The 14,235-nt window shown below is 48.9% G+C and carries 11 protein-coding genes; 1 reads left to right on the forward strand and 10 read right to left on the reverse strand.

Annotated features, from left to right (window positions below; genetic code table 11):
* Nucleotides 1–98: 98 nt before the first annotated feature.
* The 6 genes from EXU85_RS19600 to EXU85_RS19625 form a co-directional block, all read right to left on the reverse strand.
* Complete coding sequence (locus EXU85_RS19600; RefSeq protein ID WP_142773710.1) at nucleotides 99–1,019, reverse strand: hypothetical protein; 921 nt, start codon at nucleotides 1,017–1,019, stop codon at nucleotides 99–101.
* A gap of 103 nt (nucleotides 1,020–1,122) precedes the next feature.
* A complete protein-coding gene (locus EXU85_RS19605; protein ID WP_142773711.1) occupies nucleotides 1,123–2,280 on the reverse strand; it encodes a hypothetical protein in 1,158 nt (385 codons plus the stop codon).
* A gap of 100 nt (nucleotides 2,281–2,380) precedes the next feature.
* On the reverse strand, nucleotides 2,381–3,316 hold the full coding sequence (locus tag EXU85_RS19610; RefSeq protein WP_142773712.1) for a hypothetical protein: 936 nt from the start codon (nucleotides 3,314–3,316) through the stop codon (nucleotides 2,381–2,383).
* A gap of 37 nt (nucleotides 3,317–3,353) precedes the next feature.
* Complete coding sequence (locus EXU85_RS19615; protein WP_142773713.1) at nucleotides 3,354–5,207, reverse strand: type VI secretion system baseplate subunit TssF; 1,854 nt, start codon at nucleotides 5,205–5,207, stop codon at nucleotides 3,354–3,356.
* A 70-nt stretch (nucleotides 5,208–5,277) separates the two neighbouring features.
* On the reverse strand, nucleotides 5,278–5,709 hold the full coding sequence (locus EXU85_RS19620) for a GPW/gp25 family protein (RefSeq protein WP_142773714.1): 432 nt from the start codon (nucleotides 5,707–5,709) through the stop codon (nucleotides 5,278–5,280).
* Between the two features lie 11 nt (nucleotides 5,710–5,720).
* A complete protein-coding gene (locus EXU85_RS19625; RefSeq protein WP_142773715.1) occupies nucleotides 5,721–6,629 on the reverse strand; it encodes a hypothetical protein in 909 nt (302 codons plus the stop codon).
* Nucleotides 6,630–7,093: 464 nt separating this feature from the next.
* Here EXU85_RS19625 and EXU85_RS19630 point away from each other — a divergent pair, with 464 nt between their 5' ends.
* Nucleotides 7,094–8,038, forward strand: coding sequence for a hypothetical protein (locus EXU85_RS19630; RefSeq protein WP_142773716.1), 945 nt, complete (start codon nucleotides 7,094–7,096; stop codon nucleotides 8,036–8,038).
* A gap of 84 nt (nucleotides 8,039–8,122) precedes the next feature.
* Here the strand turns inward: EXU85_RS19630 and EXU85_RS19635 are convergent, their stop codons facing one another.
* From EXU85_RS19635 to EXU85_RS19650, 4 genes are all read right to left on the reverse strand, one after another.
* Nucleotides 8,123–9,457 carry an MFS transporter gene (locus EXU85_RS19635; RefSeq protein ID WP_142773717.1) on the reverse strand — a complete coding sequence of 445 codons (1,335 nt, stop codon included), beginning with the start codon at nucleotides 9,455–9,457 and terminating at the stop codon, nucleotides 8,123–8,125.
* Nucleotides 9,458–9,557: 100 nt separating this feature from the next.
* Entirely contained in the window at nucleotides 9,558–10,343 is a 786-nt protein-coding gene (locus EXU85_RS19640; RefSeq protein ID WP_142773718.1) for an SDR family NAD(P)-dependent oxidoreductase, read from the reverse strand.
* A gap of 62 nt (nucleotides 10,344–10,405) precedes the next feature.
* Nucleotides 10,406–11,464, reverse strand: a complete 1,059-nt coding sequence (locus tag EXU85_RS19645; protein WP_142773719.1) for a sugar phosphate isomerase/epimerase — start codon at nucleotides 11,462–11,464, stop codon at nucleotides 10,406–10,408.
* Nucleotides 11,465–11,627: 163 nt separating this feature from the next.
* The gene (locus EXU85_RS19650; protein ID WP_142773720.1) at nucleotides 11,628–14,198 is read right to left on the reverse strand and encodes a c-type cytochrome; all 2,571 of its coding nucleotides are present in this window, start codon (nucleotides 14,196–14,198) and stop codon (nucleotides 11,628–11,630) included.
* Between the last annotated feature and the right edge of the window lie 37 nt (nucleotides 14,199–14,235).

Raw genomic sequence — 14,235 nt, forward strand, 5'->3', positions numbered from 1 at the left:
ATTGTCATTAATAGTTATTCGGTAGTCAATTTTGGGTTGCATTGATTTTTACAAGGAATGACAACCAATGCCCAACAATGACAATCAATGACACTATTTTAGTCAGAGCCTAACCGGCGCAGTTTATCATTGATTGCCGTAATACGTTGCTTGGCGTCGGGACGGGTATTTTTCTCGAGTGTTTCCATCGCAAACTCATAAAGCGGTCGTCGCCAGAGGGGTGGGCGGTTGGTGGCATCAGCTTTTTTCTCGCAACGGTCTACAATGTCCATTTCAACATCTGCCCGGGAAACACCAGCCGATACCGGAGCGGGTGCCGGAATCGTAGCCCCAGCTGCTTTTAGTTGCGCCGTCAGTTCATTAATCCGATTTTGGGCGGCTACCATTTTACCCGTGCATTCCTGAAACTGTGCCAGGTAGTTGGGCCCTCCTCCACCCGACGGAGCAGGCGCAGCTGCGGCTGGTGCGGCTGTTTTAGCTGCCAGAATTTTCAGCATTTCATTTTCCTGGCGAGCCTGGGTGAGCGCTGCCGTTAGTTTATCGACCTGGCTTGCGTCGATGCCCTTTTTCTCGAGCAGGTCGCGCAGATAGGTGATGCTATTACGATAGGTCAATACGGCATCGTATGCGCCAATGATGCCATATGACAGTTGTTTGTTAAGAGGCTGCAATTGTGCCGTGTCGGCTTTAAGCCCATTCACTTGCTGCTGAAGACCACTTTCCAGACCTGAGAGTTGGTTTTTTATGCTTCCCTTTTCTATATCCGTTGCTTTAAGGTAAGCCTGATCGGTGGTTTGAATGGTTTTAAGATCCGCGCTTACCCCATCCATCCGTTTCATCAGCTTTTGGGTTTGTTCGTTCAGGGTTTCGTTAAGCCGGGCATTTTCCTGCTTTAATACGTAGTTTGGTGCGCTGAACAGCAGGTAGACTGCCAACAAAGGCACACTCAGCGAAAGACAATAAACGCCCAAAAATCGACTGAAAGCCTGCTGCCGTTCGGGTTTGTTAAGCGGTTCCATAGGTTAGTGGAGGAGATTAGTAAGTATCGATCAATGCTACCTTATTTTCCGACAGGTACGGACGACCTCTTAGTAAGCGGTGCCTAACTCTTATTCAATGGCCCTATCCTAGTGGACTCCAGCGCGAACGGGGTTTTTCGGGCGGGGTTTCCTTTACCTCATGCTCGATGATAAATACGTTTTGCCCCTTGCGCTTGCCAATGAAATCCAACTGAGCCAGTTTGTAAAAAACGTTCGTTAGTGTACGGTAAAATGTGTCTACTGCCGTGAGCAAGGTTGTTAATTCGGTATGCTCATAGGGCAGTTGAAGGGTGGCATTTAGTTGTGCTTCCAGCGCCCCCGGTGTCAGATCGGCCCACTCACTGATGTAGCCAATGAACTCTTCCCGTTCACGGCCGCTCAGCATGGTCATGACCACTCGTACCGCCTGAATGGGTCGCAGTAAGGTTTCGGCCATTTGAACCGGCGGCTCGTAGGGTATAATCCAGCTATAGCGGGTACTGATGTCGCCCAGAATGAAGGCTACCCGTTCGGCCATTAGTAAGGTGCTGGTTTGTAGTGCATTTTTGGGATCCCGCTCCTTGGTACGCTGCAAAATTTTATAGGCGTTGGTTTCCAGCGATTCAAGGTGTTTCCCAAACTGCTGATGCCATTGCTGAAGTCGGGGCAGGCTATACACCGATGTGCAGGCAGGTAGGTAATCGATATCCTGCTGCACTTCGCCATTGCCGTACCGAACCCGCCCAACAATCAGTTGGTAGTTGAGTTCGTCAGGACGTACCTGCGTCGATGGTACCACATCCAGCCGATAATCAGGTCGGGTGTGGGGATGACGTGGGGGCGTTTCCGTCAGAATAGGTTCGCCGGTTGGGATGCGATTGAACGGATTGACCGTCAGAACCACGTCGAAGGTTTGCGGTTTTCCCGTTTGCAGGCCGTATGTTTCAGCCAACGATGCAAAGGAGGTTGTACAGGTGAGTGAATCGGCGGGGCTATAGTAATCAATGCGGCCACCGTGTGGGCTTATAGCCCGACAACTCCGCAATTGCACCCGAATCTGCTGGTTAAAATCGCACTGAATCTGCATATCAAGCGCATTCTCGGCAGGCAGGATCCCATATCTAAATCGGGATAAACCCAGGGCGTTGCTGTCGCGCAACTGGTCATGCATAAAATTTTCCCATTCGGTAAAATGCCGGCGGGCGATCTTCATGCCATCGACCCAGTTGACAGGTGGGTAAGTAAGTTCAGGTACAGTCATACTAGAGAGGGTTAATTGAATGAATAATGTAGAATGTAGAATGAATAATGTTTCATACTGAAGCTATTCATTCTTTATTATTCATTCTACATTATTCATTCTATACATACGTTGTAAAATCCAATCGTCCAATCGACTCATCGCTGGCAAATAAAAACGAATCCTTTAGTTGCGATGTATCCAGTTCAATGCGCCAGTCAGTATCTAACGGCACAAGATAACCTGCCAGCCACTCAAGTAGCCGTCGACCATTCTGACCAGGCAAGTAACTGGTCACCTGGTCAGAATGGTCGATGTGTATCGTTATGCGTACTATAGGTTCTTCGCTATGTAGCCAGCCATTAAACACCGAATCGGTACCCAGCTCCCACTGACCCAATGCTGGTGTATCGGTCTGTAAAAAAACCATACCTGGCGAATCGACCTGCAGGCTTACCCGCTCCTCGACCAGTTGCTCGAAACAAGCCTTCATGGCGGTCAGGTCTCCTGCCAGTTGGGATACTATGGGCAATAGGTACAGCAGCCGTTTTGTCTGGGTGGGTGTCAGGAAATCAGGTAAATTCCAGAACCAACCCAGCGGGTTATCGATCAAAGACGCATCAGCATCGGATAAGAACGCTTGCTGTCCCTGCTCTATCCGAACACGTTGCCGAAAAAACTCCTGTTCGATGGGCAGAAAAAACCGCCGGGCCGCCTGCTCACGCTGACGCTGTATGGCCATTTCGCGCAGTACGCTTTCTTTCGTCGATGATGCGTCGTTTGCTGTTGGTTGATGAAAAACTCCCTCCGGCAACAGGTCATAAAGACCAGTCCGGTTCAGGTCAATCTGTAACCACCGTTTCGACTGATGCTGGGCTTCAATCCACTCAGTCCGGCTAATGTCCCGACCAAATGCCCGTTTAAAGGCACCAACCGGATTAATGATCACGTCGTCGAGCGAAACACCGTCGTCGAGCATCTCTGCCAATACAACTTCTGCCCGCAGGTCAACCGGCAGGTGATTCAGACGTTCGGCGTAGTCGGCTGAGGGCTCCATGTTATGGCTTATTTTTATGGGTTACTGTTTTTGTAAGCTATCCAATTACCACCTGATACGGTAAGGCCGAAACCGATTGTGACTCCAGTCTATTCTGTATTAGTTTAATCTGCTGTTCCCAGTCTGCTGGTGAGTACGTACTTCTTGCCGACGGTTCCAGACTCACTTTGATACACCGCTGAAACCCGTTTGTGGGCTGTGGGTCTATCCGAAAAGCCCGCTCCACCCGCACCGACTGAAGGTGATGCCCTAGCTCGGCCTGACACACAACCCGTACATCCTCCAGCGTAACAATACGATTCCGGGTCAACAGGGCCCGTTTGTACTGCGTAATTTTTTCAGACTCCTTTAGCCGTTCGCGCCCACCAATGGTAGTTGTCATAAGAAAACCGGAATCCTTACGAACCGAACTATCCGCATAAGGACTTAGTCGGCTCCCAACCGGCACCCGATTAGCCGCTTCCCCATCGCACGTCCAGTACTCAATAAATACGGTATCACCGGGCTGTTTCGGTTTGATAATCAGGTAAGGGATGGAATCTCGTTTACGCGTTTTCTGATCTACTTTTGCTTCCAGTCGGGCCAGTGCCTGATTTAATTCCCGAATGACCGATGTTAGAAAATCTTCTCCCAGGGCGGCAAAGGAGGCACTTTCATCCCGCAATAAATCCTGCAAATTGGTCAGCGACTGGCGGGCATCCCGGTCGTCAAATCGGCTGACTCCATACTGCACAGTATAAGTATCAGCCGCTAAGTCCGACAGGTTTCCGAGTGGAATGGATGTTAACTGGCGATTCTGATTGGTGCGGACGTCCCGCATCGCCAAAAAGCATCGGTCAGTTTCCAGCGGAATGATATTGAGATTTTGCTGAAGCCGATAGGTAATCCGGTGAAGCCGTCGATTAACGACCGGGAAACAGTTCAGCCCTACAATCATTCCAGCCAGGGCCTGCACACTTACTGTATGGGGCAATCGTAGCTCGATCCACCAAAGCGGCTCACGAAGAGCCCGTAACTCCCGTTCAGGAAACCATTGCCCGATTGGTGTCGGATACGCCTGCTGTTGCATACCAGCTGATTTAAATGCAGGAGCCGTTTCAACTGTTACAAAATGACGCTCAAATGTCGATACTGCCTGTTTCTCAACCTTGAACATGCTATTGAACTCATTTTCAAAAAGAAAATCCGACGTTTTTGGCACCGTTCGGCTGGGAAATCCTTCACGGACCCGAAGTTCCTGACCGGACAACCACCACGAACCACCTCTAAGGGCAGGCTGATACGTAACCCGATCCGTTTCCGACGCCCAATCAATAAAGAACGATACCCCTTCCAGCGAGGTGATTCCCTCGGCCAGCTCTAGTCCCAGCCAAAGGGATTGGTACGGCAAAATTGCGGGTGCGCCCTGGCGTTGAGCGACGGGGGTTTTCTGCGTAGGTTCGTCTACCCGGTATACTGTTTCGGTGGTAGCCACGTATCGGATAGCCCCATCGACAATTGGATAGGCTTCGACAGGAGAGAAAAAAGCTTCCAGCGCATTGGTTGAATCCGTGCGCGATACTCCTGCCCGTTTGAAACATAATTGCGTTGTTGTTGCTACAGTGGCCCTGGGTTCAACCGATCGAACCTGCGCGATACCAAAGGCTGGCCTGGCTACATCTGGCTCCGGGTGGAGAAGCTGCGCCAGACGGTCCAGCAGCCGGGTTTGGGTATTGCCAATGGCCACCGATACCCGCTCAAACTCAACCGAACAGGCCTCGATCAACAGCGCCACCAACGGGTCGAAACTATCCAGGTCGGTCTCTGCGTAGCCCCACAATTCAGCCGCCCGGCGTAGCATCCTGGCCTTCACGCGCTCACGGGCAAAGCCTTCAGAAACAAGATCCGTCATATGGGTTTGAGGTTTACAGTTTTTGGTTTACGGTGGGCTGACCCATTCGTGAACCAAAAACTATACTTAATTATTCAGTAGAAAGTGGAGCCAGAAACAAGCTACGTTGAAACGAAAACTGTTCATTTGTACGTACCAACAATCCGTCGATCCAGACACTAAGTCGCCGTTTTACCCGTCGGTTGGTTCGATCGAGTTGAATTTCCTGATCCGTCAGATCAACACGCACCCGCACTTGCCTAAGTCGTTTTTCATGCTCAAGCACGGAGGCCTCTATCGACTGGCGTATATCTTCCTTCCATCGGCTGTTCGATAGATTGGAGAAATCTTCATCCCACAAACTACAGCCAAACGATTCATCGAACCTCGATTCGTTAAAGTGCGAGGTCAGCATCAGGTAGAGATTTTGGGCAATGGATTGTGGTAATGAGCACGTTGGGTGCGGCTTGTGCGCGACTACTTCATCCAGGCGCAGCGGCAAAGCGTAATAGGGCTGTGGCATACCATACTTTGTTAAAACCGGAATAATAAGCCCACCCCTACCCCCACACTGTTCATAGCAACATTGTAAATAGCTGACTGATAGGGGGAATTATTTGTGTAGTCGCCTTCACTCTTATACTGGGTAACGGTAGTCGTTGTGGTCACTTTCCCACTACTGGTACTAACGTTCGTATTTGTTACCTCTTTCGGCTGGAACGATTGGTTATAGGCAACTACCTCCGCAAACCCACGCAGGCTTTGACTTAGCCGGAACTGAATGCCTAAAGCAGCCTGATAGCCAATGGACAGCGAGTTTTTGGTAAAATCACTGGTGTATACATTAGCAGTGCTTACGCCCACATTAGGCTTGTTCAGGCTAGTTTGCACCGTTTTATAATCAAGCACGATACCACCAACAATGCCCAGCCTATTGTAGATATAATACGAGGGCCGTGATAAGGCTTTGAAGGTAATATTGGGCGTTATCGATAGTACTCTGAACGTTGTTGTGGTTGTGCTCGTGTATAGATAATTGCTTCCCTGGTAGATATTATCGGTAGTAAGCGTAGGCCCAAACAGCATATCGGCATCTATGCCAATGTTTATAAAATCGCTGACGATTGTGCCAATACCGATGCCTGCCCGAGGACCCGCCCCTAATCCTTTAGCGCTCGTTTTAAACGAGGTAACGGCCCCCGTCGAACTTGATGAGGTACTGGAATTCACTTGCGACCCTGGCGTCAGTAATCCATAAAATCCATAAATCTTTATGTAGAATGGTGATTCAACAGCGGCTTTCGTTCTGAGAGGAGCTTTCTTAGTCGCCCCTGGCTCAGTTGACGTAGTGATGGTATTTAAAGCAATTGCGGGCTGTGCTTGTGCAGTTGTAATACTCGCGGCCAGCAGAAAAAATAGAGTTAGGTAGCGATGAGTAGTCATTTGATTTATTAGTTATCGAGGATATAACAACATACAAGTAACGGCACCGGCAACCCGACAACTATCAGTTGCTTGAGTTCCGTAAACGACAAAGTAAAACGTTAAACAAACGGCGTCATAGCGTATAACTACGCTACTCAACGGGCATAAATCCGGGTTTTCACCACAGGCTTATGTTTAAACGGAGATAAGTTCGGCAGGTGGGCTTCCCGTTAACTAAATCAGGCGGCAGCAGTATCAAATAAAAAGACAAATTACTGATTTACAAGAGCAAAGGGACGCTTTTAACCGTATGTATCTCGTCCTCGTAAGACGCATATACATCTAATTTTACTTTCAAACTATAAACTGTAAACAAGCATGATTTTCGTAGGTCTTTGCAACCGTTTACATACTGGCTCGTCAATTGACTTTCTTATTCAATTAACTTTAGCTAATCGGTACTCTTACATTGGCTCTTATCCATGCTTAAACAATTTTTTACGTCTATTGGCCGTATTTATAATTTCCTGCTATCACTGATTGTCGCCGGTATTTTGGGTGTTGTCACCTGGTTTTGCTGGGGACTTTATCAGGACTCGCGACTCCAAAGTCAATTTGTGAGAGAAGGTAAATTAATTTCCGTAACGGTTGATGAGGCTAATCAGAAGCAACGTTCCTGGCGAGATATACTAAGCAACTCCACCTACCTTACGTTTTCCTATCAGGGTAAAACCTATACCACCCGATTTGTTATGGATGGCAAGTTTGTGGGGTCCGGCGATCGGGTTCAATTACTCTATCATCCCGGCTATGACAGGTTTCGCCAACCAGATAGTGAAGTTAAGTTTGATCAATCGAAACGAAAATCACGGTTGATTGACTGGACTAGTGTTCGTGATTTCAGCAACGAAAACAAGCTGTTACTCCTGTGCATCGTGCTCACAACCGCGGCCTTTTTTATGATCACGGGCGTTATCGTCACGCTTATTCCGGTGACCTTTCTACAGGATATAGCCCGGTTCATTCTTGTAACGGAGTTATTCGTTGCCTCCGTTTTCTTTACCTACGATACCTGGAGGTATTATCAATATTATCAGCACATCAAAACAAGCGGGCAAGAGGTTACGGTTAAGGTGCTGGAAACAGATAGGCGCGCAAAGTACCGAAATTCAAAATCTAGCAGCTGGCGTGAGTATGTCTATCAAGCAACCATCCGGCACCAGCAACAGGAGCGGGTAATTCCAATTAGTGAAGATGATTATGACCACCTTAAGCCTAATGACCCCTTAAAAGCGTATTACGATGAATCGGTCAATGACTTTATGTCGGTCAATTATTCACTGGACTACGAGCAGGTTTTGGTGCCTTTATTTTTCTGGCTCATCTCATTTATACTGATACGCCCCTTCTTCGTGCGCAAGAAGTAGGGGTTTAAACACAGAGCCACAGAGAGCACAGAGTAAAAGATTATTGCTTTGTGTTCTCTGTGGCTCTGTGTTTAAACCCCTTTGTTATGATACTAGTTTTCCTTCGTTAATATCGGCCTGAATTGGGGACTCGATTCGCTCAATTTTACCGACAAGGAAAATATACGAGCAGGCACCAATAAATTCGATTGTACCAATGAAGACCAGAGCAGGCTTAAAACTCCCGCCCTGTATCAGATAGCCAATCCCAATTGGCACAACAATAGATGCCAGGTTGCCCATAAAATTGAATACACCACTCGTTAAGCCAATCAGATGTTTAGGAGAGAGAGTCGATACAAATATCCAGGAAATGAGGGCCATGCCGATCCCGAAAAAGGCGAATGACAGGAAAAAGATAACCAATGTATTATTGTCCGTGTAGTTAGCGCCAACAATACTTAACGATAGAATAAACCCAATAATAATGGGTGCTTTTCGGGCCAGGCTCACCGATTTCCCCTGACTGATTAGCCAATCGGATAGGAAGCCGGATAGTAATAAACCTGCACAGGCCGCCAGAAATGGTATTGACCCCAGATAGCCCGATTTGATAAAGCTTAAATGTCGATATTCCACCAAATAGGTTGGAAACCAGGTAAGAAAAAACCAGAGCGTAGCGTTGACACAAAACTGCCCGATATAAACACCCCATAGTGTACGGCTCGAAAAAATCAGTTTTATATTGGACCATTGCCAGATAGTAGCCTGGCCCTTGGTTTGATCTTTAGCTCTGAACAAACCTCCTCCCTCTTCAATATAATCCAGTTCAGCCTTATTTACATTCGCGCTATCGAGCGGGTCCCGATAGAACAGGTACCAGATAATTCCCCAAACCAGGCCAAGCAGACCTGTGCCGATAAACAATCCTCTCCAACCTGCATACACCTGAACCATGGCCAAAATTGGACTCAGAAAAGCCAGGCCAATAAACTGCCCGGACACATACATGGCAATGGCCGACGCTCGCTCATTATTGGGGAACCATTGAGTGACCACCCGGTTATTGATAGGATACGAAGGAGCTTCCAGCGTGCCGGTCGCCAGCCGAAGAAAGAACAGACTGGCAATACCCCGAACAAGCACGTGCGCCAGAGTAACGATTGACCAGGTAATCAAACAGAACGCATACAAGATACGAGGCCCAAACCGATCGGCAATTAATCCGCCGGGAATCTGCAAAGCCGCATACGCCCAGCCAAAAGCGGATAGAATATAGCCCATCTCTATTTTTGACAGGTTCAGATCCTTACCCAGGGCCGACGCAGCAACCCCAATATTGGTGCGGTCCAGATAACTAATCGCTACGTTAACGAATACGAGTGCCAGCATTCCGTATCGTACCCGGGTTGCTTTAGCTTTGCCGCTTAACTGTTCCATTTTTTGGTTTAGGGGGTTTAGGTATTCGGTTTACGGTGGGCTGGTGCGTCAGCCTTTTGTTGCGCCAGCCCACCGTAAACCGAATACCGTAAATCGTAAATTATCTGGCTGTCCAGCCGCCATCAACGGTTAGCATCGAACCAACCATGTAGCTTCCGGCATCACTGGCCAGGAATATGGCGGCTCCCTGAATTTCGCGCAAATGGCCCCAGCGGCCTAAAGCCGTTGCGCCCACCACAAACTTTTTACCTTCTTCGGTGTCGGCAATGGGCAGGTTCATCTCGGTCAGGAACGGACCTGGGCAAATGGCATTGACGTTGATATTAAACGGAGCCAGTTCCAGCGCCAAGGCACGCGTCATCTGAACAACAGCCCCTTTGCTGGCGGTATAAGGTGTTCGATTGGATAGTCCCACCAACCCAAGGGTACTAGCCAGGTTGATAATACTCCCTCGTCCGGCTTTTTTCATAAGTGGCGTTACAGCCCTGCAACACAGCCAGGTACCCGTTACATTCACCTCCATCACCTTAGTAAAATCGTCTGGTGTTAGCTCATCAATGGGCCCTCGAATGTTTATCCCGGCACTGTTGATGAGAATATCGATCTGGCCAAACGTATCCATTGCCTGTTGAGCCATTGCTTCCGTTTGCTCCTGATTGGCAATGTCGGCACTAAAGGAAATGGCTGTAATACCAAAATCCTCGCTTAGTTCCTGCGCGGCTTTTGCCCCTTCCTCCGCATTACGGTTAACCAGCATCACATTGGCACCTGCCGAAGCCAGCCCGGCGGCCATCGCTAAACCTAACCCTTTTGAGCCACCGGTAATGATGGCCGATTTTCCACTCAGATTGAATTGACTAATTCCTGGAAGTATTTCTTTACTCATGTTTTGGATTGGTGTTTCCCGCAGAAATAAACTGTGCTTTAGCTATCACTGCGCGAACCTATTTAGTTGAGTCCTAATGTATCCTTACTGTATTTGATGCAGGCAATTATATTGTCGTTTTCCAGCGCCAATTTACCATCTGGGCTTAGCTGATTAACTCTGGGTAGTCCGCCGGGATATTTATGTTCCCGCACCATCCTTAGCATTCGGGCAAGATCGGAGCCGGGTACGGAGCCCATCGTTTCCCAATAGGCATTGGTCAAACAGGGTATTTCCAGTGGGTCGCGCGTGATCATTTCCAGGCTGAACGTACCAGATGGATTGCTCTTCTGGCAGATTTCAACCATCTTTTTCAGGTCCAGAATACCCTTTCCCATAGGCACTTCTGATAGCAGAAATCCATTGGGGTATTCCTCCAACGCCATGTCTTTAACATGCGTACTGAACACGTAAGGAGCTAACGTCTGCACAACCTCCATAGGATCTTCCAGTAGCGCCATGCTATTGCCAAAATCGAGAGTTACGCCAATCCATTCGCTATTGACCTGTTTCAGGAGATTTACCAGGTCAGGTGCGCGCCAGTCTTTATGGTTTTCGACGCCCAATTTGACTTTGTACTTGCGCAGAACGGGCTCGGCCAATTGCAACGAAGCCAGAGCGTTTTTTTTCAACTCGTCGAAGGCCGCGGGAGAATGGTAGGTTTCATACCGTCGGCCACTCGAACAAACGGTTCGTAGCACATGCGCTCCAGCTTCTCGTGCATTGATCACGTCCTGCTCAAATTTTGGAACGTCCTCGGTTTTTTTGGGTAAACCAATCGACCCTTCCAGATAGAGGCCTAACTTCTCACGCTTCTCGCGTACCTTTTTGGCGAAATCGGCTGACCAGCCATTGACAATCACCTGAACACCACCTGCTCCGAGCTGACTACAGTGGTCCAACAGTTCAAGGGCGTTGGTGAAAGCCGGATACTTCTGGCTTTCCACTTTTGAGTTCCACCGCATCCAGTAGGAGTGTACCACAATGCCCATCCGCTTATCGGCAAAGAATTCCGGGACTGTAGGAAAGGATAACGCCATGGCCCCAACGGAGGCTTTCTGCATAAAATCTCGTCTATCCATTTTGGTAAAGGTCAAGTATTGTCATTGATGGTCAGGCGTGGTCATTGGTTGTCAAGAATTGTCATTCGTCGTCAGCCATTGTCGTGCGTTTTTCGATAAACTCACCTGCCACGCTCAGCAATACATGACTACGAATGACAATTCTTGACAATCAATGACTTTTTTATTTCGCACTGGCGGCTTGTGTCTCCAGAATATATTTATTCAACTCTTTAGCCGTCCAGGGCACTACACGTCCCTGGGCTAAAACGCGGGTCATACCCACCGTCCGTTTGCCAATCGGGCCCGCGTTGTTTCCCCATTCGTTTCGGATATACATCAGGATAGACGTGATCGACGCGTCGTCCATGGTGGAGTGAGAGGGCATAACCGGGAGTATTTCGGGGGCATCGTAGACTCGCTTGTTTATTTCGACAGGCCCTTCCATCCCGTGAAGCAGGACTAATGCCAGTCTTTTTTCGTCGCCCAACACCCAGTCTGATCCAATTAAAGGCGGGCCAAATCGAGAGAGTCCAGCTCCATCCGTACCATGACAACCCGAACAGGTATTCAGGTAAAGCTGTCTGCCAGAGGCAAATAGTTTTTGCTCCTCGTCATTTAGCAGACTCTTTTTCACTGAGCTGCTTTTTGCCGCTACGTGCCCTGGCCATTCAAACATCGTTTCCAGGGATGCCAGTCGGGATGGATCAATTTTGGCACTGGATTTGGCTAACAAGTTGGGAGCAGCAGCAAGTTTTATCGGCTTCATTTTGCTGCTCCCCGCAATAGACATGCTGGTCAGTATGGCTTTCTCCTGCCAGCCAAACGATTCTTTATGACTGTCTAAAAGCGTTAACAGCGCCGTCAACTCGGCAGGGTTTCGCTTTCGAACAATGGAGGTCGTCAGCATCTCCAGAAAAATTTCTTTCGCAGGTTCATGCGTCTGCCATTGTGGGGATTTAACCAGACGCTGTAATAAGGCAAACTCCTGATCCTGAAGGCTACTCATGGCTGCATCCCGAATCAGAGCCGATTCGCCATATCGCCCGACAATGTTCGCCATGAGTTGCTGGGCAATGGGTTGGTCGAGCACACCAGCCGTAAAGGTCATCTGTAAGATAAGCTCAATGGGCGCGTTTTCACATCTGCTTAGTAGTTGCTCGCCCAATTTAGCCCGAACGGTTTTATCTGTTTTCGCGAACGGCTCGAGTAGCCGAAGTGCCGTTGAACTAACAAGCGCGTTCTGATCCGCAACCAAGCCAGCCAGTACATCGGGTTTACTGAGTTTTAGTCCATCCAGCGTCCATAAAGCATGGAAACGTCCCTGGGGCTGATCACCTTTCAACGCCAGATTTGTTAAAGCCGGGCCAACTTTCTTATCATTCTTATCAATTAATAAATGCTGGGCCATATCCCGATGCCAACCGTCGGGGTTCGACAATTCAGCGACAAGTTCATCCGGTGATTCATCCGACAGTTTCTTCGTCTTTGGGGCTTTCCAGTTTTGCGGAACAATGCGCCAGATACGTCCCCGATTGACTGGTTTATCTAGTTCACGGGCAAGTGTCTGCTCCTTCAGGTAGGGTGTTACATACGCCTTATGCTGGATAAGTCCACGATACATATCAGCGATATAAAGGGCTCCATCCGGCCCAGAAGCCATATGAACGGGTCGAAACCGCTCATCCGTCGACGCCAGGAATTCGGTGCCAGGGTGCGGGTCATGCGCTGTAATCAGCAGCCCTTTTTCTTCCACCACATTGCGTTTAATGAGATTACCGGCGGGTTCGCAGACGAACGCATTGCCATAATAGGCCGCAGGCAGGGCTGTTCCCCGGTAGGCAAGTGGCGAGCAAGCGGCCGTAAATTCCAGCAAGTGCCCTTCTTTATCCAGCGTTCCAGGTATATACCCCCGGTTCACCGCCGGATTAGGTCGGATCGGGTACACCCGACGGTCAATGGTCAGTCCGTAGTCGATACCAGTCGTTGGTTTGTGGTTTTTGTTTCGGGACAGGTAATTGGGTGCCACCAGATCGGCATGAAGCTGGGACCAGTTATAGTTATAAAACAACCGGCCTTTGTCATCATAGCTGATTCCCCATTGTCCACGAAATTCGGTACTGTCCTTTTGCCACTGGGTCGCGCCAGGCTTTCCGTCCATCAGCTTATACCGAAGACGTGATTTCGCGCTGTAGTACCAGTTATCCAACCCACGCCAGAGACCATTGGGTGCATGTTCGGGTAGCCCACTAGCCGCATAGGTTGGATCAACAACGGTTTTTGTATCCGCTTTCAGATCACCATTCAGGTCTTTCGTAAGCCATAAGGCTCCGTTTTCAGCAATCAGTACTCCTCCTGGCACAAAGGCCATAGCTCGGGGCATAACCAGACTATCGAGGTAAATCTTGCTGACATCCATCTGGCCATCGCCATTCGTATCTTCGAGCACCGAAACGCGCCCAACGGGTTTGTCTTCACCGTCGCCGTTGATATCGGCCATGAAACCACGCATTTCAACCACCCAGAGTCGGCCATGTTCATCGAAGGTGATGGCAACCGGGTCCTGAACCATTGGCTCAGACGCAACAAGTTGAATAGAAAGGCCCGGTTCAAGCTGAAACGTGGCCTGTTCTTGGGCTGGCGTTTTTACTGGCGAGGGGCCCTCTTTCAGCCTAGTTCGTACGTTCGTTTTAAAGCTGAGCAGACACAACAGGCCAGCACTAATCAAGCTAATGTAATAAGCGGGCTTAACCATGAGGCAGAAATTGGCATTATAGGATGATAAAGCATTA

This window comes from Spirosoma sp. KCTC 42546, from assembly GCF_006965485.1.
GTDB lineage: Bacteria > Bacteroidota > Bacteroidia > Cytophagales > Spirosomataceae > Spirosoma.

Coding starts and splice junctions, on each gene's coding strand:
- EXU85_RS19600 (WP_142773710.1), bottom strand. CDS start 1,019: ATGGAACCGCTTAACAAACCCGAACGGCAGCAGGCTTTCAGTCGATTT.
- EXU85_RS19605 (WP_142773711.1), bottom strand. CDS start 2,280: ATGACTGTACCTGAACTTACTTACCCACCTGTCAACTGGGTCGATGGC.
- EXU85_RS19610 (WP_142773712.1), bottom strand. CDS start 3,316: ATGGAGCCCTCAGCCGACTACGCCGAACGTCTGAATCACCTGCCGGTT.
- EXU85_RS19615 (WP_142773713.1), bottom strand. CDS start 5,207: ATGACGGATCTTGTTTCTGAAGGCTTTGCCCGTGAGCGCGTGAAGGCC.
- EXU85_RS19620 (WP_142773714.1), bottom strand. CDS start 5,709: ATGCCACAGCCCTATTACGCTTTGCCGCTGCGCCTGGATGAAGTAGTC.
- EXU85_RS19625 (WP_142773715.1), bottom strand. CDS start 6,629: ATGACTACTCATCGCTACCTAACTCTATTTTTTCTGCTGGCCGCGAGT.
- EXU85_RS19630 (WP_142773716.1), top strand. CDS start 7,094: ATGCTTAAACAATTTTTTACGTCTATTGGCCGTATTTATAATTTCCTG.
- EXU85_RS19635 (WP_142773717.1), bottom strand. CDS start 9,457: ATGGAACAGTTAAGCGGCAAAGCTAAAGCAACCCGGGTACGATACGGA.
- EXU85_RS19640 (WP_142773718.1), bottom strand. CDS start 10,343: ATGAGTAAAGAAATACTTCCAGGAATTAGTCAATTCAATCTGAGTGGA.
- EXU85_RS19645 (WP_142773719.1), bottom strand. CDS start 11,464: ATGGATAGACGAGATTTTATGCAGAAAGCCTCCGTTGGGGCCATGGCG.
- EXU85_RS19650 (WP_142773720.1), bottom strand. CDS start 14,198: ATGGTTAAGCCCGCTTATTACATTAGCTTGATTAGTGCTGGCCTGTTG.